Annotated in this window: 21 protein-coding genes; 15 read left to right on the top strand and 6 right to left on the bottom strand. The window is 50.7% G+C overall.

Features of this window, described 5'->3' with window-relative positions; all coding sequences use genetic code 11:
- Nucleotides 1–2: 2 nt before the first annotated feature.
- The 4 genes from BOW06_RS07595 (at nucleotide 3) to BOW06_RS07580 (ending at nucleotide 2,606) form a co-directional block, all read left to right on the top strand.
- A complete protein-coding gene (locus BOW06_RS07595) occupies nucleotides 3–788 on the top strand; it encodes an efflux RND transporter periplasmic adaptor subunit (protein ID WP_179115143.1) in 786 nt (261 codons plus the stop codon).
- A complete protein-coding gene (locus BOW06_RS07590; RefSeq protein ID WP_043115685.1) occupies nucleotides 785–1,087 on the top strand; it encodes an acylphosphatase in 303 nt (100 codons plus the stop codon). The genes BOW06_RS07595 and BOW06_RS07590 overlap by 4 nt, the downstream gene beginning before the upstream one ends.
- On the top strand, nucleotides 1,074–1,997 hold the full coding sequence (locus BOW06_RS07585) for a hydrogen peroxide-inducible genes activator (RefSeq protein WP_043115686.1): 924 nt from the start codon (nucleotides 1,074–1,076) through the stop codon (nucleotides 1,995–1,997). Before BOW06_RS07590 ends, BOW06_RS07585 begins: the two co-directional genes overlap by 14 nt.
- Nucleotides 1,998–2,198: 201 nt before the next feature.
- The gene (locus BOW06_RS07580) at nucleotides 2,199–2,606 is read left to right on the top strand and encodes a hypothetical protein (protein WP_043115687.1); all 408 of its coding nucleotides are present in this window, start codon (nucleotides 2,199–2,201) and stop codon (nucleotides 2,604–2,606) included.
- A gap of 86 nt (nucleotides 2,607–2,692) precedes the next feature.
- Here the strand turns inward: BOW06_RS07580 and BOW06_RS07575 are convergent, their stop codons facing one another.
- The gene (locus BOW06_RS07575) at nucleotides 2,693–3,406 is read right to left on the bottom strand and encodes a rhodanese-like domain-containing protein (protein WP_043115689.1); all 714 of its coding nucleotides are present in this window, start codon (nucleotides 3,404–3,406) and stop codon (nucleotides 2,693–2,695) included.
- Nucleotides 3,407–3,621: 215 nt separating this feature from the next.
- Here BOW06_RS07575 and BOW06_RS07570 point away from each other — a divergent pair, with 215 nt between their 5' ends.
- Entirely contained in the window at nucleotides 3,622–4,410 is a 789-nt protein-coding gene (locus tag BOW06_RS07570; protein WP_078455011.1) for a DUF3530 family protein, read from the top strand.
- 1 nt (nucleotide 4,411) lies between these two features.
- Here the strand turns inward: BOW06_RS07570 and BOW06_RS07565 are convergent, their stop codons facing one another.
- Nucleotides 4,412–5,299 carry a carbon-nitrogen hydrolase gene (locus tag BOW06_RS07565; RefSeq protein ID WP_043115690.1) on the bottom strand — a complete coding sequence of 296 codons (888 nt, stop codon included), beginning with the start codon at nucleotides 5,297–5,299 and terminating at the stop codon, nucleotides 4,412–4,414.
- Nucleotides 5,296–6,360: an agmatine deiminase family protein gene (locus BOW06_RS07560; RefSeq protein WP_078453543.1), complete on the bottom strand. Its 1,065-nt coding sequence runs from the start codon at nucleotides 6,358–6,360 to the stop codon at nucleotides 5,296–5,298. The genes BOW06_RS07565 and BOW06_RS07560 overlap by 4 nt, the downstream gene beginning before the upstream one ends.
- Before the next feature lie 43 nt (nucleotides 6,361–6,403).
- Between BOW06_RS07560 and BOW06_RS07555 the strand changes: the two genes are divergently transcribed.
- Together BOW06_RS07555 and lolD are read left to right on the top strand one after the other, a co-directional pair.
- On the top strand, nucleotides 6,404–7,651 hold the full coding sequence (locus tag BOW06_RS07555; protein WP_043115692.1) for a lipoprotein-releasing ABC transporter permease subunit: 1,248 nt from the start codon (nucleotides 6,404–6,406) through the stop codon (nucleotides 7,649–7,651).
- The gene (gene lolD, locus BOW06_RS07550; RefSeq protein WP_043115693.1) at nucleotides 7,644–8,324 is read left to right on the top strand and encodes a lipoprotein-releasing ABC transporter ATP-binding protein LolD; all 681 of its coding nucleotides are present in this window, start codon (nucleotides 7,644–7,646) and stop codon (nucleotides 8,322–8,324) included. Before BOW06_RS07555 ends, lolD begins: the two co-directional genes overlap by 8 nt.
- Here lolD and BOW06_RS07545 read toward each other — a convergent pair.
- A complete protein-coding gene (locus BOW06_RS07545; protein ID WP_043115694.1) occupies nucleotides 8,288–8,842 on the bottom strand; it encodes a DUF2062 domain-containing protein in 555 nt (184 codons plus the stop codon). The two genes, lolD and BOW06_RS07545, sit on opposite strands and share 37 nt — an antisense overlap.
- A 96-nt stretch (nucleotides 8,843–8,938) precedes the next feature.
- Here BOW06_RS07545 and BOW06_RS07540 point away from each other — a divergent pair, with 96 nt between their 5' ends.
- From BOW06_RS07540 to kdsB, 6 genes are read left to right on the top strand one after another with little or no spacing between them, the layout of a single operon-like run.
- Complete coding sequence (locus BOW06_RS07540) at nucleotides 8,939–11,203, top strand: DNA internalization-related competence protein ComEC/Rec2 (RefSeq protein ID WP_043115696.1); 2,265 nt, start codon at nucleotides 8,939–8,941, stop codon at nucleotides 11,201–11,203.
- Nucleotides 11,204–11,262: 59 nt separating this feature from the next.
- The gene (locus BOW06_RS07535) at nucleotides 11,263–11,871 is read left to right on the top strand and encodes a MotA/TolQ/ExbB proton channel family protein (protein WP_043115698.1); all 609 of its coding nucleotides are present in this window, start codon (nucleotides 11,263–11,265) and stop codon (nucleotides 11,869–11,871) included.
- Nucleotides 11,868–12,296, top strand: a complete 429-nt coding sequence (locus tag BOW06_RS07530; RefSeq protein ID WP_043115699.1) for an ExbD/TolR family protein — start codon at nucleotides 11,868–11,870, stop codon at nucleotides 12,294–12,296. Before BOW06_RS07535 ends, BOW06_RS07530 begins: the two co-directional genes overlap by 4 nt.
- Nucleotides 12,297–12,305: 9 nt before the next feature.
- On the top strand, nucleotides 12,306–13,298 hold the full coding sequence (gene lpxK, locus BOW06_RS07525; RefSeq protein ID WP_078453546.1) for a tetraacyldisaccharide 4'-kinase: 993 nt from the start codon (nucleotides 12,306–12,308) through the stop codon (nucleotides 13,296–13,298).
- Nucleotides 13,291–13,476, top strand: coding sequence for a Trm112 family protein (locus tag BOW06_RS07520; protein ID WP_043115702.1), 186 nt, complete (start codon nucleotides 13,291–13,293; stop codon nucleotides 13,474–13,476). Before lpxK ends, BOW06_RS07520 begins: the two co-directional genes overlap by 8 nt.
- Nucleotides 13,473–14,240: a 3-deoxy-manno-octulosonate cytidylyltransferase gene (gene kdsB, locus BOW06_RS07515; protein ID WP_043115703.1), complete on the top strand. Its 768-nt coding sequence runs from the start codon at nucleotides 13,473–13,475 to the stop codon at nucleotides 14,238–14,240. Before BOW06_RS07520 ends, kdsB begins: the two co-directional genes overlap by 4 nt.
- A gap of 8 nt (nucleotides 14,241–14,248) precedes the next feature.
- On the opposite strand, the gene BOW06_RS07510 is transcribed toward kdsB, so the two are convergent.
- Together BOW06_RS07510 and BOW06_RS07505 are read right to left on the bottom strand one after the other, a co-directional pair.
- A complete protein-coding gene (locus tag BOW06_RS07510; RefSeq protein WP_043115705.1) occupies nucleotides 14,249–14,677 on the bottom strand; it encodes a hypothetical protein in 429 nt (142 codons plus the stop codon).
- A gap of 32 nt (nucleotides 14,678–14,709) precedes the next feature.
- A complete protein-coding gene (locus BOW06_RS07505) occupies nucleotides 14,710–15,552 on the bottom strand; it encodes an SDR family oxidoreductase (protein ID WP_043115707.1) in 843 nt (280 codons plus the stop codon).
- Nucleotides 15,553–15,664: 112 nt separating this feature from the next.
- Here BOW06_RS07505 and BOW06_RS07500 point away from each other — a divergent pair, with 112 nt between their 5' ends.
- Both BOW06_RS07500 and aspS read left to right on the top strand, forming a co-directional pair.
- Complete coding sequence (locus BOW06_RS07500) at nucleotides 15,665–15,937, top strand: FmdB family zinc ribbon protein (RefSeq protein WP_078454604.1); 273 nt, start codon at nucleotides 15,665–15,667, stop codon at nucleotides 15,935–15,937.
- Nucleotides 15,938–16,189: 252 nt separating this feature from the next.
- Nucleotides 16,190–17,968, top strand: coding sequence for an aspartate--tRNA ligase (gene aspS, locus BOW06_RS07495; protein ID WP_043115711.1), 1,779 nt, complete (start codon nucleotides 16,190–16,192; stop codon nucleotides 17,966–17,968).
- Nucleotides 17,969–18,006 lie beyond the last annotated feature (38 nt).

Below are 18,006 nucleotides of genomic sequence, written 5' to 3'. Positions count from 1 at the left end.
GAATGAATAAAAACAGACTGATTTCTGTATCAACATTGCTGCTGTTCCTGATTTCATCACCCGTCACAGCAGAGGTTTTCAAGGCACGACTGGAATGGGCACACACTGTCGACTTGCGTGTTCTGGAGAGCGGAGTTGTTGATAAAGTGGCGGTTCTCGAAGGCCAACGAGTTAATAGCGACGCCTTGCTACTTGAACTGGATCAGCGTGATTTCGACCTGGCAATTTCATCGGCCCGAGCAGCTCTGACAAAGGCAGAAGTCGAACTCGATCATGCGCAACGCAAGTTTGACTGGAACAGTGAGCTCTATGACCAGGGACTGATATCTGAAAATGAGCAGCATGAGGGCGAAATTGCCAGGCTTGCAGCCGAAGCGTCGGTAGCAGCTGCAAAATCGACTCTTGACCAGAAGAAGATCGCAAAAGAGCGTTCTAAACTGACTGCGCCTTTTGACGGTATTCTCATTTTGGTGGATAGCTGGAAGGGGCAGGTCATTCTGCCAAATCTGCAAAAAGATCCGCTGATCCGTCTTGCTTCAGCCAACGAAATGGTTGCACGTGCACGTGTTTCTGCCGATAGAGTGGGTGACTTTGAATCAGGGCAGGAGGCCATGATCTCGGTCGGCAATCAGACTCGTCCGGGCAAGATTTATCGTATAGGTGCAGTTTCGGAAGGGATTCTTGAACGCGGCGTTGCCTATGCGGTCGATGTTATCTTTTCTGTTGCTGACGGGGAACGCCTCAGGCCTGGACAGTTCAGTAAAATCGATTTTTCCGCGGGTCAATGAAAAGCTCTATTCGTTGTATCGTAATTGGACAGGTTCAGGGCGTATTTTTCCGTGCTTCAACACAACAGGTTGCTCAGCAACTGGGAATTAGCGGATACGCTGTTAACCTGCCTGATGGCTCAGTTGAGGTCGTGGCTCATGGTGAAACAGACAATCTCGATAAGTTGAAGCAGTTCCTCGGCACAGGACCAAAAGCTGCCGCTGTCTATTCCCTTGTGTGCGAATCTGTCGAAATGGATGAAGAAGCAGTTAAGTCAGGCTTCAGAGTCGGTTCAAGGTTAGCTGATGACGCTGACTGAACTCAGGTATATCGTCGCCGTCGCCAGGGAGCGCCATTTCGGACGCGCAGCTGAAACCTGTTTTGTCAGTCAGCCAACGCTCAGCGTAGCAATCAAGAAACTTGAGCAAGAGCTGGGGGTAACGCTATTCGAACGTGGCGCGGGTGATATTACCGTCACCGCTGTTGGAGAACTGGTTGTTGCACAGGCACAGCACGTGATCGAGGAGGCCTCGAAAATACAGGAGATTTCCTCGCAGCAGTCCGACCAGTTGAGTGGTCCGCTACGTATCGGTGCCATCTATACCATCGGCCCTTATCTTTTTCCTGAAATGATTCCTAGAATCACTTCTAAAGCTCCAGATCTGCGCATGGCAATCGAGGAAAATTACACATCTGTTCTGACAGCCAGGCTCAAACAGGGTGACCTGGATGTCGTGATCATCTCCTTGCCATATGAAGAGAGCGGTATTATGACAATGCCTCTCTACAGCGAACCTTTCGTACTCCTATTACCATCTTCACACCCTTTGAATCAGCCCAAACATGATATCAAGCGTAAGGAAATTGCCTCTGAATCAGTGTTGTTACTCGGTAAGGGCCACTGTTTTCGTGACCAGGTACTGGAATATTGTCCGGAGTGTCATCAGACGGCAGATACTACTGACCCGATCAGGAATATCGAGGGTGGTTCACTGGAGACAATACGCTATATGGTTGCCTCGGGTCTTGGTATAACAGTACTGCCATGTACGGCTGCTGGTGCTGACCGTTTCTCACAAAGACTTGTCAGTATCAGGCGATTCGCCGGCGAGCCACCAAACAGAACGGTTGCTCTTGCATGGCGGAAAAGTTTTCCTCGCCCGGATGTGATCGCCTTATTAAAAGCTTCCATTCTCTCCAGTCTGCCAAGTTGTGTTGCAGGCGTATAAATCTTTACTATCAAGCATTATATTAAACTTCAGGTTTCTTTATAACAGTGTTGATATAGAACCCTGTAGTAATAAACCCCTTGCGATATAAATATATTAAAGATAGAATCCTCGCCCACATGATTAATCTATCAAGACTATAGTTAAATATTAATCATGACTTTGACAAGTGTTTTATAAACAAGGAGCAGGTTTAATATCATGGCGAAGAAAAATATTAACAATTTGACTGCAGATGAACTCTACGAGCTTGCCGAAGCGCGCAAGAAAGAGGAGATGCAAAAAGAAAAAGAGGAACTGAAATCACAGGTAGCTGATCTCAGGGCAAAGAAAAAGGATCTTGAACGCGAACATAAAAAGACAATGGCTGCCATTGATGCTGAAATTTCGCAACTCACCGGCAGAAAGAGCAGGTCTGGAGGCCGTGCAGGTGGCACCAGCGCTTCAATACTCGATTTCCTCGCATCAGGAGAGTCAGACACAGGTTCAATCCGTGCTCATCTCGAAGCACAGGGTTTCCCGGTTGCTAATTTGCCACAGACCATGGCCTACCTGAAGCGTACAGGCCGTGTTGTTTCTACCGGAAGGGGACGTTACAAGGCTGCGTAACAGGCATTTGCCCCAAGGGACGTAAAACCCAAGTAATAAAAAGCCCCATCAAACGATGGGGCTTTTTGCATCAGTCTGAAACCGGATCAGGGCTTGACTGTACTCAGACCGAGGATTTCCCAGTCCTGCATACCGCCACGGTACCACTTGATCTTATCTGCAGGGTAACCGAACTTGAGCAGGTTCATGATGTTATTCGGTGACTGACCACACCACATGCCATTACAGAACATGACGAGTGTCTTGGCATTGCTGAAATCGAATACCTTGCTGGTATCACCTGCAGCAATCGCCTCGTCAACGGCAAACTCATCCGCATCGCCAGCAAGGCCGACATTAAAGCTTTCCTGCATGATCTTCATGATGCCTTCGGTCTTGGCACCTTTCTTGGGATTCAGGCCAGTCCATGGAAGGTTAACAGCGCCCGGGATAGTTCCCTTGGCAACCCAGTCAGGCGTTCTTGAGTCAACAACAAGAATAGAGCTATCGCCAGAAGCCATCTTCTCAATATAGTTAATGACCTCGACTTCACCGAGTGTCTCTACGCCTGGTGCGAGAGAGATAGGCTGGATACAGAATGGAGGGCACTTGCGTGAGGTTTTGGCGAAATCTGCCTTGACGGTATTCTTTTGATCCTGATTACGAGAAATGGTGTGTTTCTTGCCATTGTGTTCGAAATCAAGTTTTTTCATTGTTGGTGTGATTCCGACAGCCATTCCGTGACTGTCAGCAAATGCACCAGCAGAGAAGCTGAGTGTCAGTGCGATTGCACTCATAGATGCCAGTTTTGCAAACTTCATAATTATATTTCTCCTTCAGAAGATTTAGTTATTCTTTTGTTATTTTTTTCGCGGTTTTTCGCGGTGAATAGTACTTATAATAATCGCGACATTATTGTTGTTTTGCAGCGACTTGACAGATCATATGCTTTTTTGTTCTGCTTGTCACGGATAGAAATTGATCCGTTTCTGAGTTACTTTACGCCGTATACGATAGCTAAAAAAGAGGCGATGTTGTGCAAGGTTCAGTCAAATTGAGACTTCTGTGTGGATTTTTTCTGCTGTTGCCATCGATTACAATCATGGCCGCAAGTGACCTGGAACGGGAGCAGCGTCTTGAGGATGAAATAGTCGATGCGATACTCGATGGTGACCCGCTTGATTTACCGAGAGGCGATGGTGGTGACTTTCTTGGTATTTACACTGAAACGGATGCAGACAAGCCAAAGGGTGCTGTCATTATTCTTCATGGCCGTGGTTACCATCCCGACTGGGCTTATACCGTCCAGCCACTTCGTGTCGGGCTGATCGATTATGGCTGGAATACGCTATCGATTCAGCTGCCGGTCCTGAAAAAGGAAGCAAAATATTTTGACTATGTCCCGATCTTTCCGGAAGCATACCCGCGTATCGAGTCAGCGATCAGCTACCTGAAAGAGCAGGGGAATGAACAGATTGTTCTGATCGCACACTCCTGTGGTGCACACATGGCAAACTTCTGGCTGGATGATGTTGGTCACGAAAACATTGATGCCTACGTGGGACTGGGTATGGGTGCAACCGATTATCAACAACCGATGGTTCGTGATTTCCCTCTCGACAAACTGAAAATACCTGTACTCGATCTCTATGGTGAGCATGATTATCCAGCTGTTCACCGCTATGCACCACTGCGCAAAATGATGATCGAAGCAGGGGGTAATCCAAAATCGAGCCAGCAGGTATTGCCTGAGGCAGACCATTACTTTACATATCGTGGTGATGAACTGATCGAGGCAGTGGGTAACTGGCTGGATACGCTCTAATTCAGTCGATATAGCGCCTGAGAAGGTCCCCGTATGCATCGATGCGACGGTCCCTGAGAAAAGGCCAGATGCGGCGAATCTCTTCACTGCGGCCAAGCGAAACAGTCGCAGCAAGAGTCACGGCTTTCTCATCTGCACGCGCAAGAAACTCGCCCTGTGGCCCACAAATAAACGAGTTGCCCCAGAAATTGATACCCGCTGTGTGGCCACCCGGATCTTTTTCATGTCCGACCCGGTTGCAGGCAATCACGGGCAGTCCGTTTGCAACGGAATGACCACGCTGTACGGTGATCCATGCCTCCAGCTGACGCTGCTGCTCGGCCTCATCATCACGTGAATCCCAGCCGATTGAAGTCGGGTAGACAAGCAATTCAGCTCCTGCCAAGGCCATTGCCCGTGCAGCTTCCGGGTACCATTGATCCCAGCACACGAGGACACCCAGGCGTCCCACTGATGTATCAATCGGTGTGAAGCCGAGATCGCCCGGTGTGAAATAGAATTTCTCATAGAATCCGGGATCATCAGGGATGTGCATTTTTCTGTAACACCCGGCAATAGAGCCGTCAGCATCGATGACAACTGCTGTGTTGTGATAAAGACCGGTGGCACGTTTTTCAAACAGGGATGTGACAATAACACAGCCGTTCTCACTGGCAATGCGGCCGAATCTTTCTGTTGAAGGTCCGGGAATCGTCTCGGCGAGATCAAAATTTGCAATCTCTTCCTGCTGACAGAAATAAGGTGTGTTATGCAGCTCCTGCAGAACGATCAATTTTGCACCAGAAGCAGCTGCAGTTCGAATTGATTGCTCCAGGCTGTCCAGGTTTGCCACGCTATCCACTGCTGCTGCCTGCTGAATCAGTGCGACCTTGATTTCATTGCTGTTCATTGATCTGTTCCTTCAAAATTAACCGTGCCCTGTGCCAGTTGCATTGTCGCGCAATGCAGGCTGCCATTCTGTTCGAGCAGGGTGTTGCACTCGATCGGGATAACCTGTCGCGAAGTCACCTGCTGTAGTATCTCGGCAGCCAGTTTATCGTTGGTGTCATTGTAAACCGGCAGAAGTACGGCATCATTGAGAATGAGAAAATTGACATAGGTTGCCGCCAACAGGCGATCGTCAATGACAGACTTCCTGCGCGGTGGAGGTGGTAATCCGACAAGACGATAGGCTTCACCATTTGGCTGCCGCAGTGAGGCGAGTTGCTCTCCAAGGTTCTGCATAACACCGAAATCCGGATGTGTTCTTTCAACAGTCGCATAAACAATTGTTTCCGGGTCGGTAAAACGTGCCAGTGTATCGATATGGCCATCAGTATCATCGCCGGTCAGTCCGTTACACTCAATCCAGTGAAAATGAGACAGCCCCAACTGTTCGCTTAGCAGGGCTTCTATCTGTTGCGCATTTAGCCCTGAATTGCGGCTTTCACTGATAACAGAGGAACGGGTTGCCAGCATAGCTCCCTGGCCATTGGTCTCGATTGCACCGCCTTCAAGTACCAGTTCGCTGGAGTGCATATTTTTAAACAAGCCCTTGTTGCAGAGGTTGGCGCTGACAGTATCATCCTTTTGTGACTCGTATTTTCCGCCCCAGGCGTTAAAGCGGAAATCGATAAGTGATGCTTCACCCTCCATTTCGACAGACAAGGGACCGTAATCCCTGACCCAGGTGTCGTTGCTATCGACAGTAATAAACAGGGCTTTTCGAACAGCATTCGTCAGCAGGGACTCAACATGTGTGCGCTGTTCACTGTCATGCACAAGAATGATTAATGCCTGTCGTGCAAGAATTGCTGTCGCAATCTCAACGTAATTGCGCTCACTCTCAGCCAGGGTTTGCTGCCAGTCACTATTCTCGTGAGGCCAGGTGATCAGCACAGCATCCTGTGTTTCCCATTCAGCCCTGAACCTGGTCGTGGGCCATACACTATTTATTATTGAATCTTTCATCGAAACATCTCGCACAATCTTCTCAAGTGTTTATAATTTGCGCATGTATCAGCCATTCGAATATTTTCTTGGATTTCGCTATACGCGTTCAAGAAGAAAAAACCATTTTATCTCTTTTATCTCCATGACATCGATGCTTGGCATCACGGTTGGCGTCATGGCGCTGATCGTGGTGATGTCTGTCATGAACGGTTTTCACAAGGAGATTCGCGAACGCATTCTCGGCATGGCTTCGCATGCCACTGTGACTGCATTTGAAGGCGGCCTGGCAGAATGGCCCGATGCGATGCGACTCGCCGGTGAACATCCGAAAGTGATTGGTGCGGCTCCCTACGTGGAGATGCAGGTCATGACAGTACGTGGTGAATCCGTTTCCGGCGCCGTGATTCGTGGTATCGATCCATCGATGGAGGCGCAGGTCTCTGATGTTGGTGAACATATGAAATCAGGCTCCCTCGAGACTCTCAGTGCAGGTGACTACAGTATTGTTCTAGGCTCCGAGTTGGCCCTGAAACTTGGCGTGACAGTCGGTGACAAGGTGACGGTTGTCGCCCCGACATCAATGGTCACCCCGGTGGGAACCATGCCGCGTCTCAAACGCTTTACCGTGTCCGGACTGTTCGAGGTCGGAATGGGTGAGTATGACAGCGGTGTCGGTATTGTCCATATCAAGGATGCAGCAAAACTGGCACGCCTCGGTGAGTCGGTGACAGGTGTACGCCTGAAAGTAGAAGACCTGTTCGAGGCACAACAGATTTCACGGGAACTTGCGGAAAGCTTGCCCAATCTCTACTACGTCAGCGATTGGTCAGATCATCATCGCAACTTCTTCCGCGCCCTGAAAATGGAGAAACGCATGGTCGGTCTGCTGCTCGCGCTGATCGTTTTGGTTGCTGCCTTCAATATCGTCTCCATGATGGTGATGGTAGTCACAGAGAAGCAGTCAGATATCGCGATCCTGCGAACACTTGGTGCATCATCACGCAGTATCCTGAAAATATTTATTGTGCAGGGCGCCGCGATTGGCGTGCTTGGAGTCGTTCTCGGGGTGATTCTTGGTGTTTTGCTTGCACTCAATGTCGAATCAATCGTGGATACATTCGAGCGCATGTTTAACCTGCAGTTTATCGATCCCGATCTCTACTACATCAGCAAATTGCCATCTGACCTGCACTGGGATGATGTCGTCATGACAGCCGTGGTCGCTTTTATTATCACGCTAGCAGCAACACTCTATCCGGCCTTCCGTGCATCTGGAATTCAACCGGCAGAGGCACTTCGCTATGAGTGATTTCGTGCTTCAGTGCAGGGACCTGCATCGCAGTTTCATCGATGGTGATACCACTATCGAAGTCCTCAAGGGTGTCAATCTTGAACTCCACAAGGGTGAGTGTATCGCTATTATCGGCAGCTCAGGATCCGGAAAAAGCACCTTGCTTCATTCACTCGGTGGGCTTGACCAGGTCGACGAGGGTGAAGTCTCAATCAGCGGTGTCTCACTGGCACAGCTGCGTAGCGATGAACTCAACAGGCTGCGCAACCGGGAACTCGGTTTTATTTACCAGTTTCACCATCTTCTGGCTGAATTAACTGCGTTGGAAAATGTTGCCGTACCACTATTAATACGCGGACTGAACAAGGATGAAGCGGCACAACAGGCACGTGAATGGCTGTCAGCCGTTGAGATGGAGCATCGCCTCACTCACAGGCCGGCCCAGCTATCTGGTGGTGAGCGTCAACGTGTTGCAATTGCTCGTGCCTTTTGTGGTGATCCTGTCTGCATCATGGCAGATGAGCCGACCGGTAATCTTGATGAAGAGAATGCCGAGCGCATCGTTCAACTGATGCTGAAACTTGCTCACGAACGCAACACCGCTTTTGTTATCGTCACCCATGACCGGCGGCTCGCTCAGCGAATGGACAGAATTTATCGTTTGACTGAAGGGCGTTTACTTGCCGAGTGACGGTTTTTCAGGCGCAGCCTGCTCTGTTTCCACCGTTTGACCACATGCAGACGCCACAGCAGGTGAATACCGTAATAGCCGATGAAACCGGCAATAACCGCACCTGTCAGGCTGCCAATGACCAGCGGCAGCCAGATCTCTGACAGCACTGCCCTGAACCAGTCGATTGAAACATCAGCAGGGAGGTCCATCGCATCAGCCCCGATCATCCAGCTTCCAAGCAGGTAGAGCAGGTAAAAAACCGGAACAATGGTGAGAGGATTGGTGATCCACACCAGTGCGAAAGAGATAGGCAGGTTGGCGCGCCAGAGAATCGCGGATATGGAAGCAAAAATCATCTGCATCGGGATTGGAACCAGGGCCCAGAAAAAACCGACGGCAAAGCCCTTGGCAACCGACTCGCGATTGAGATGCCACAGATCGTACGCATGCAGATGTGAACCGAGAAATTGCAAGTGCTTGTGATTTCTCACCTTCTCGGCATCTGGTGTATAGCGGCGGATAAAGTTTCTTGGCACGGCCCAATTCCAGCTCGTCAGTGTTATCAGAATATCCTAAACTAGGAATTGGCGAAAGATCGTCGCGGCGCTTTTTTTATATAGAAGGTTTCAAGGATGAAACTAGAACTCAATGCAATCTCCCTCCTGCTTGGCATGCTCTCACTCTCCCTTTTCCGGGAACTGCCGGGGCACGCCTGGTTTATCCCCGCAGGCATTGCCCTGACTCTTTTACTGCTTTTCAGAAAGGCCTTGCCATTGAGCTTCCTGCTTGCCGGTTTTCTGTGGGCCGGGCTGGATGGTCATAATTATATCCAATCAAAACTGCCAACGGATCTTCACGGCACAGATTTCACACTAACCGGCAAGATCAGCAGCTTTCCCAAGGGAGACAACAAGCGCATTACATTTCTTGTCACCAGCACTGCACCTGTTTCAGAGAGATGGCCGGGTGGACGGATTCGGCTCAGCTGGAGAGATCCCGTTTCTATACCGACACTCGGTGATGAGTGGTCTTTCAGGGTGCGTCTGTTCACTCCCTCTGGCATGCTCAACAAGGGTGGCTTTGATTATGAACGATGGCTCTATACAGATAATATTGTCGCAACAGGTTACGTGCGCGGTGATGAACAACGACTGAATGGCGGGGCTGTGTCGGTTGATCGTGTCAGGCATTATTTCAGGGAGCGTATCGACGCGCTTGCGAATCAACAACAGCATCAGGCAGCAGGGCTACTGAAGGCGTTGTTGATCGGAGATCGCTCTGGAATCGATCAACAACAGAGTCAATCCTTTCAGGCAACCGGTACTTCGCACCTGATCGCAATATCCGGTTTACACATTGGACTGGTTGCAGGTGCCTGCTGGTTTCTTGCCTCATTCTTATGGAGTCGTTCAGTCAGACTGATGAGAAGAGTACCGGCACCACTGGCAGGTGCGATTGCTGCAATTCTGGGTGCATTTCTCTATGCTGCACTTGCGGGTTTCAGCTTGCCCACGCAACGTGCATTGATTATGACCATCGTGTTTGCCGGCGCAACCTGCCTGAAAGTCTATTATCCGCCATTGGTGCGCCTGGCTGTTGCACTCATCCTGGTTGTGATTGCTGATCCACGATGTATTTGGCAACCGGCGTTCTGGTTTTCGTTCAGTGCAGTGTTGTTGCTTATCACCTTGTTCCAGTATCGACGCAATCTGTCATCATGGCAGTTACTGATAATCGCCCAGCTATTTCTAACCGCCTTAATGTTACCGTTACAGGCAACTTTCGGCATGCCTCTTTCACTGATTTCACCACTGGTTAACTGGATTGCCGTGCCCTGGTTTTCCCTGCTACTGGTGCCAGCCACACTGGTTTCAGCCATTCTCAGTCTGTTTGATTTCAATCTGCCAGTGCAGATCTACCTGCAACTGGCAGACTGGACCCTGGCTTTAATCAACCTGGTCGCAGAATACAACTCACCGTTAGTTATTGGTCAACAGCACATCCTGCTCACACTGGCTGCTGTCATCGCTGTTTTTCTTTTTGTGCGTTATTTCTCATGGCGTAGTCTGATTCCGCTTCTGATGCTCTACCTCTTGAGCTGGGCGAGGCTGCCTGTTGAAAAGCCTTACCTGAAACTGGTGGTATTCGATGTTGGCCAGGGTCAGTCACTGTTGATTGAAACTGAAAACCATCGACTTCTTTACGACCTGGGACCTGCTTTTCCAAGTGGTTTCAATACGGCAGAATCAGTGGTGATCCCCTATCTGCAGGCACAGGGTATCAATCAGATTGATAAACTGATTCTCAGCCACGATGACAAAGATCATACTGGTGCTGCCGACTCCTTTCTGACTAGAATCATGACACTCGAATTGCTTGAGGGGCAGGCTGTCGAGTCAACCGGGCACCATGGGCCGCGTGCATGCAGGGCAGGAGACAGTTGGCAGTGGGATGGAATACTCTTCGAAATAGTGCATCCTCACAACAGGGATTCTGGTATCAGTGATAATGACATGTCATGTGTACTGATGGTCAAATCAGATGAGACCACCTTGCTAATCACTGGAGATATCACGAAGCCGGTTGAAAAGCAGTTGCTCGAAAATGCAGATTTAGGCAATGTAGGCCTTGTAACACTACCTCACCACGGCAGTAACAGCTCGTCAGCGGATGTTTTCGTAAATTCACTGCAGGCAGATTACGGTGTGGTTTCCAGCGGCTGGAGAAATCGTTACGGTCATCCACGCAAACCGGTCATTGATCGTTGGAGTGCGACAGGAACAAGGATTTTCAACACGGCTGACAGCGGTATGCAGGTTTTCAGATGGGAGAGGGGATCTGCAACTCCTGTTATCGACTCCTGGCGTACTAATCACGCCAGTTTCTGGAACAGGTGAGGCGGAAAAAGGTAAACTTGTTGTTTGACTATACTTAATATGATGATCTGGAGTACCCATTGATTGAACTGATACAGGCCGGTGGTTGGCTGATGGCCCCGATTCTTCTCTGTTCCATTATCGCAATGGCGATCGTGATCGAGCGTTTCGTACGGCTGCGTAAAAAACGTATCAACCCACCAGGTGCCCTTCAGGCGGTGTTTCGCCAATATAAAACCGGCAACCTATCGCCTGAATACATAGAAACACTACAGAAAGGCAAGCCACTGGAGCGTGTCTTTGCTGCGGGGCTATCGAACAGAAACCAGAGCCGGGGCGTGATGAAAGAGTCAATCGAGGAGGTCGGCAGGCAGGTTATACATGAACTTGAGCGCTACCTCGGTATTCTTGCAACTATTGCTGCAATTACTCCACTGCTCGGTCTGCTGGGTACAGTCATCGGTATGATTGATGTCTTTACCGTCATCGTGGATGCGGGCATTGGCAACCCGGGCATCCTCGCCGGAGGTATCTCGAAAGCCCTGATTACAACGGCAACCGGTCTCAGTGTCGCAATTCCCTCCATCCTTTTTCATCGAGTACTGGTCGCACGTGTCGATGAACTGGCACTTGGAATGGAAGACGAGGCTGTCAAGCTGGTTGATATCCTGCACAGGAGCAACGCGTGAATTTGCGTCAACGCCGCATTGATAAGGCAGAAGTCAATCTGACGCCATTGATTGACGTGGTGTTTCTGCTACTGATTTTCTTCATGGTATCGACTACCTTCGAAAGTCGCTCACGTCTCAAGGTCGAATTACCCGAGGCGACGACCGAGCATGAGAAAGACAAGCAAATGAATATTATCAAGGTGCAAGTCTCAGCAGATGGAAGCATCTCCTTGAATGACGGCAATGTACTGGTCAGTTCCACGCCAAGAATTCTTCGCCAGGCATTGAGTGAGCTTGCACAGGGACGCAACGATGTCCCAGTGATTATCAAGGCAGATGCGCAGGCAAGTCACCAGTCGGTCATGACTGTAATGGATGTTGCCAGCCAGATTGGCCTTAGCAAAATCACATTTGCCGCGCGCAAGCCGGTTGGCAGCGACTGAGGCCTGATCATGCAAACACCTACATGGTTCTATAAGAAATCGCATCCGGTCGCACTGTTGCTGTGGCCAGTGTCCCAGCTCTACAGGCTCACTGTGTTGGGAAGGCGAATGGCCTACAGCATTGGCCTGAAAAAGATCCATAGGTTACCGGTACCGGTCATCGTTGTCGGAAATATCACTGTCGGAGGTACAGGAAAGACACCCCTGGTGATCTGGCTCGCAGAACAGTGTAAATCGCTCGGATACAAGCCTGGTATCATTTTGCGTGGTTACAAGGGGGAGAGCCAGGAGTGGCCGCAACTGGTAACCCCCGAAAGTGATCCAGCCCTGGTCGGTGACGAGGCCGTGGTTATTGCCAGGCGCACAAACTGCCCGGTGTGCGCTGATCCAGATCGCCCGAATGCAGCACGTACATTGATAGAGAACGGGGACGTTGACCTGATCATCTCTGACGATGGCCTGCAGCACTATGCGCTTGCCCGTGATATAGAAATCATGGTGATTGACGGTGCGCGTCGTTACGGGAATGGCATGCTGCTTCCTGCAGGGCCACTCAGAGAACATCGCAAAAGGGCCTCACATGCTGACCTGGTAGTGACTAACGGCACAGTCGGAGTAGGTGAGTACGGTCTGCGTCAAAAAGCAACGACAACCGTTAACCTGGTAACAGGCGAAAGACGTCCTCTCTCATTCTGGCGCTATGTACTTGTTCATGCTGTTGCCGGGCTCGGCAATCCACAGCGATATTTCCGCATACTGGAAGAGGCCGGCGTCGAGGTGACTCGCCATCCGTTCGAGGATCATCATGACTACACTTCCTCCGATCTCGATTTTTCGGATGAAAACCCGATAATGATGACAGAGAAAGATGCCGTCAAATGCGTCGACTTTGCAGATGATTCATATTGGTACCTTGAACTTGATATCGATCTCGATAACAATTTCGCCGATGCTGTGACACGCGCTCTGCGTTTTACTAACAAGGGACCGGTTAATGGATAAAAAACTGCTCGAAATACTTGCCTGCCCACTATGCAAGGGAGAACTTGTGCATGACCGCAAGGCGAATGAACTGATTTGCAGGCTCGACAGGCTTGCCTTTCCGATTACTGACGGAATTCCCGTGATGCTGGTCAGTGAAGCACGCGAACTGCCGCCAACAGAAGAAATTGACGCATGAGTCAATTCACTGTCGTTATCCCGGCACGCTATGCATCAACCCGCCTGCCCGGTAAGCCGCTTCTGGAGATTGACGGCAAACCAATGATTTCACACGTCGTCGAGCGTGCACTGGATTCGGGTGCATCCAATGTTATCGTTGCAACCGATGATCAACGTATTGCAGATGTGGTTTCCGGCATGGATATCAATGTCTGCATGACACGCGCGGATCACCCCAGTGGCACCGACCGTCTAGCCGAGGTAGCGGAACAGCAGGGGTGGGATGATCAGCAGATGATCATCAATCTTCAGGGTGATGAACCGCAAATGCCGGCAGCCCTGCTGACACAGGTTTTTGAGGCACTGGATGCACATCCAGAGGCAGCGATAGCGACGCTCTGTACGCCAATCAGTGATGCCGAAGAGCTGTTCGACACCAATGCCGTCAAGGTGGTGATGGACAGTGAAGGATATGCGCACTACTTCAGCAGGGCAGTGATTCCCTGGCAGCGTGACTGGTTCGCACAGCATGGCACCCATACATTGCCCGATGGCGTCAATTACTATCGCCATCTCGGTATCTACGCCTACCGTGCGGGTTTCCTGAAAAAATATGCCAGCCTGTCACCTGCGCCAACAGAGGAGGCTGAGTCTCTCGAGCAACTCAGGGCCTTGTGGCATGGAGAAAAAATTCATGTCTCGGTTGCACATGAAGTGCCACCGGCGGGAATTGATACCGAGGCGGATCTCAATCGTGTGCGTCGTCTCTGGCCTACATCCTGAAGTAACACTTACCTGATGCGATAACCCGTGTGGCAGGTGACACATGCGGTAGTCACTTCGACCAGGGAAGCATAAGCCGCTAACGCGTCACCTTCCTCTGCCTTCAAGGCAAATCGGCTCGCAGCCTTGTGCATACCTGTACCTGCCTGGCGCATGCCTTGCGGCATAAAACCAGCCATGTGACTGGCGCCATGCCTGTCCAATGAACTCATGCCGAGACGGGATTCGGCGATCTCTGCTGCCTGATCCAGTTCGCCATTTGCCATGTTGATCAGGATTTCGTTAATCGCCGCGAGGTGATCGCGCATATTCGACATCATGTGCTGCTGCATCATCGGCGGCATCTCGACCAGTTGCCTGGCATCCTCTTCTGCGTTTGAGGTTGTGCCTGCCATCAAGATCGCAAGCAGGGCCGTCAATCTGAAAAGCTGTTTCATCCGGTTCTCTCTATTTTAAGTTGATGCCATGGCTAGCGTTTTCCGCCACCACCGGCTTTCATCAATACCCTGTCCATCTGGCGTGTGGATAAAAATCGCTTGGTGATTCCCATGAACCAGGTTGGCTTGGTGACATAGTAGCGTGCTTTGGGACGCTTGCTTTCAAGTGCGTGAAGCACTTTCACATGAACGGCATCCGGTGGCAGGGTAAAAGGCGCGACCGGTCCCTCTGTTGTCAGCCTGCGAATCATGCCCTCATAGGCCTCTTTATGAATACTTTTGTCAGCATTTATATATTTATTGAACATTTTATAGCCATTATCGCGGAATTTACTGACAATTGGCCCTGGCTCAATCAGGCTGACATGCACACCGGAGCCCTGCAGCTCCAGCCGCAAGGTATCAGTCAGCCCTTCGATTGCGAACTTACTGGCGTTGTAGGCACCGCGATAGGCCATCGCGGCAAAGCCCAGCACCGAACTGTTCTGAATGATACGCCCCCTCTGCTGTTGACGCATGGATGGCAGCAGGGCGCAGGTCAGCTCATGCCATCCGAAAAAATTGGCCTCAAATTGGGCCGTTAGTGCTTCTCGGCTCAGATCTTCTACTGCGCCCGGCTGGCCATAGGCACCGTTATTAAACAGCGCGTAGAGCTTTCCATCAGTCTGTTCGAGAACATGATTGGCCGTTGACCGGATTGAATCGCTGTCTGCGTACTCAAGATAGAGGGTTTCCAGCCCCTCGCTGTTGAGACGAGCGATATCCTCCTCGTTTCTTGCGGTGGCAAAAACACGGTATCCGCGTGTCTGCAGGGCGTGCGCAACATGGTGGCCAATGCCACTGGAACAGCCGGTAATCAGGATGGATTCACTCATATCTATAAAATCAGTGTCACAGAAGCCATTAATGTATTAAAATTCCGAAAATTTTTCTTGCCTTTCCTCTCTGTTGTCCCGATTTTCGGGAAAATAGACCAAGGAGTTGAATATGCCAATTTATGATTATCTCTGTGGTGCCTGCGGGCATGAACACGAAGCGATGCAGAAGATGAATGATGCGCCGCTGACAACCTGCCCCGAGTGCGGCGAAGATGAGCTCAAGAAGCAGCTCTCGGCAGCCGGGTTCCGTCTCAAGGGCGGCGGTTGGTACGAGACCGATTTCAAAGGCGGCAACTCGAAAAAGAATGTCGCAGAGAGCAGCAGCGCAAAAAGCTCTTCGGGGCACAAGTGCGTTACAGGCAGCTGCGGCAGCTGTAACTGACGCAAACCAGACAACACTGGCACGGCGTAATTCCTGCGTCGTGCCATTTTTTATTTTTAACAAACTTAAGGAACCCCTGATTAAGTCATGAATTTTGACCTTGCCGCCATAATGCGCCATTTCTGCGTTGCGTATCTTCGTAATAGCGCTGCTATTACGTGCAATTCGCGCCTTGAACTGACGCATTCTGATCGGCAATCTCTGCGTACAGACTTAATCAGAGGTTCCTTAACCTGAATTCGGATATCCCAGATGCGAACACACTATTGCGGACAACTTAACATCAGCCATAACGACGAAACCGTGGAACTCTGCGGTTGGGTTCACCGTCGCCGTGACCATGGCGGTGTCATCTTCATTGATCTGCGTGATCGCGACGGCCTGGTGCAGGTTGTTTATGATCCGGATGATGCAGACACCTTCGCGACTGCCGAAGAGGTTCGCGGTGAATACGTGCTGCGCATCAAGGGCAGGGTACGCCCGCGTCCGGAAGGAACAGTTAACAAGGACCTGGGTACCGGTGAGATCGAAATTCTCGGACAGGAACTGGAAATCCTGAACCGCTCGGAAACACCTCCGATTCAGCTTGACGATGATGATGTCGGCGAAGATCTGCGCCTGCGCTACCGTTACATCGATCTGCGCCGTCCCCTGATGCAGGACCGCATCCGCATGCGTGCAGAAGTAACACGCAACCTGCGTAACTTTCTCGATAACGAAGGTTTTATCGATATCGAAACGCCAATGCTGACCAAGGCGACACCTGAAGGTGCACGTGATTACCTGGTACCCAGCCGTACCCATGAAGGTAAATTCTTTGCTCTGCCGCAGTCGCCACAGCTCTTCAAACAGCTGCTGATGATGTCGGGAATGGATCGCTATTACCAGATCGTGCGTTGTTTCCGCGACGAGGACCTGCGCGCCGATCGCCAACCTGAATTCACCCAACTCGACGTCGAGATGTCCTTCATTGATGATGAAGACATCATGCAGACCATGGAGCGCATGATTCGCCAGCTGTTTAAAACTGTTCTTGATGTCGATCTGCCTGATCCGTTCCCGCGCATGACTTATGCAGAGTCAATGCAACGTTTCGGTAATGATCGCCCTGACATGCGTTGCCCGCTCGAGCTGATCGATGTTGCTGACCTGATGCAGGATGTTGAATTCAAGGTTTTCGCCGGTCCGGCAAAAGATCCAAAGGGCAGGGTTGTTGCCCTGCGCTTGCCAAAAGGTGGCGAGCTGTCACGCAAGGAGATCGACGGCTATACGAAATTTGTCGGCATCTACGGTGCCCGCGGTCTTGCCTATATCAAGGTCAACGAACTTGCCAATGGTCGTGACGGACTGCAGTCACCAATTCTGAAGTTCCTCCCGGATGAAGCTGTTAACGCCATTCTCGAGCGCACAGGTGCAGAAGATGGCGACCTGATTTTCTTCGGTGCAGACAAGACCAATATCGTGAATGAATCAATCGGTGCACTGCGTGAAAAACTCGGTAAGGATCGTGGACTCATGGAAGGCGAGTGGAAGCCTTTGTGGGTTGTCGATTTCCCGATGTTTGAATTCGATGAAGGCGAGGGACGCTGGACTGCGCTGCATCACCCCTTTACTGCACCCAAGTTTGAAGGCGACAGCATCGAAGTCAACCCGGGTACTGCACTGTCTCGCGCCTATGACATGGTGCTCAACGGCAGCGAAATCGGTGGCGGCTCAATCCGTATCCATCGTCGCGCTGTACAGGAACAGGTCTTCAACCTGCTTGGCATCGAAAAACAGGAAGCGGATGAAAAATTCGGCTTCCTGCTTGATGCACTCAAGTATGGTTGCCCACCGCATGGTGGACTGGCGTTTGGCCTGGATCGCCTCGTCATGCTGATGAGCGGTGCCAGTTCAATCCGTGATGTCATGGCCTTCCCGAAGACGCAGACTGCCAGTTGCCTGCTGACAAATGCGCCGTCGGAGGTCTCTACAAGACAACTGCGGGACCTGCACATCAAGCTTCGCGAGAGAGAAAAAACAGCAGAATAAACCTGAAGGAAAGCCCCAACTACGGGTTTCATCGCCTC

It is taken from the genome of Solemya velum gill symbiont, assembly GCF_002020255.1.
Classification (GTDB): Bacteria; Pseudomonadota; Gammaproteobacteria; order Chromatiales; family Chromatiaceae.
This window is presented reverse-complemented; position numbering and strand designations above follow the sequence as displayed.

What these genes read in the sequence shown, in the direction of transcription:
- BOW06_RS07595 (WP_179115143.1), top strand. Translation starts at nt 3, where the DNA reads ATGAATAAAAACAGACTGATTTCTGTATCAACATTGCTGCTGTTCCTG.
- BOW06_RS07590 (WP_043115685.1), top strand. Translation starts at nt 785, where the DNA reads ATGAAAAGCTCTATTCGTTGTATCGTAATTGGACAGGTTCAGGGCGTA.
- BOW06_RS07585 (WP_043115686.1), top strand. Translation starts at nt 1,074, where the DNA reads ATGACGCTGACTGAACTCAGGTATATCGTCGCCGTCGCCAGGGAGCGC.
- BOW06_RS07580 (WP_043115687.1), top strand. Translation starts at nt 2,199, where the DNA reads ATGGCGAAGAAAAATATTAACAATTTGACTGCAGATGAACTCTACGAG.
- BOW06_RS07575 (WP_043115689.1), bottom strand. Translation starts at nt 3,406, where the DNA reads ATGAAGTTTGCAAAACTGGCATCTATGAGTGCAATCGCACTGACACTC.
- BOW06_RS07565 (WP_043115690.1), bottom strand. Translation starts at nt 5,299, where the DNA reads ATGAACAGCAATGAAATCAAGGTCGCACTGATTCAGCAGGCAGCAGCA.
- BOW06_RS07560 (WP_078453543.1), bottom strand. Translation starts at nt 6,360, where the DNA reads ATGAAAGATTCAATAATAAATAGTGTATGGCCCACGACCAGGTTCAGG.
- BOW06_RS07555 (WP_043115692.1), top strand. Translation starts at nt 6,404, where the DNA reads ATGTATCAGCCATTCGAATATTTTCTTGGATTTCGCTATACGCGTTCA.
- lolD (WP_043115693.1), top strand. Translation starts at nt 7,644, where the DNA reads ATGAGTGATTTCGTGCTTCAGTGCAGGGACCTGCATCGCAGTTTCATC.
- BOW06_RS07540 (WP_043115696.1), top strand. Translation starts at nt 8,939, where the DNA reads ATGAAACTAGAACTCAATGCAATCTCCCTCCTGCTTGGCATGCTCTCA.
- lpxK (WP_078453546.1), top strand. Translation starts at nt 12,306, where the DNA reads ATGCAAACACCTACATGGTTCTATAAGAAATCGCATCCGGTCGCACTG.
- BOW06_RS07520 (WP_043115702.1), top strand. Translation starts at nt 13,291, where the DNA reads ATGGATAAAAAACTGCTCGAAATACTTGCCTGCCCACTATGCAAGGGA.
- kdsB (WP_043115703.1), top strand. Translation starts at nt 13,473, where the DNA reads ATGAGTCAATTCACTGTCGTTATCCCGGCACGCTATGCATCAACCCGC.
- BOW06_RS07510 (WP_043115705.1), bottom strand. Translation starts at nt 14,677, where the DNA reads ATGAAACAGCTTTTCAGATTGACGGCCCTGCTTGCGATCTTGATGGCA.
- BOW06_RS07505 (WP_043115707.1), bottom strand. Translation starts at nt 15,552, where the DNA reads ATGAGTGAATCCATCCTGATTACCGGCTGTTCCAGTGGCATTGGCCAC.
- BOW06_RS07500 (WP_078454604.1), top strand. Translation starts at nt 15,665, where the DNA reads ATGCCAATTTATGATTATCTCTGTGGTGCCTGCGGGCATGAACACGAA.
- aspS (WP_043115711.1), top strand. Translation starts at nt 16,190, where the DNA reads ATGCGAACACACTATTGCGGACAACTTAACATCAGCCATAACGACGAA.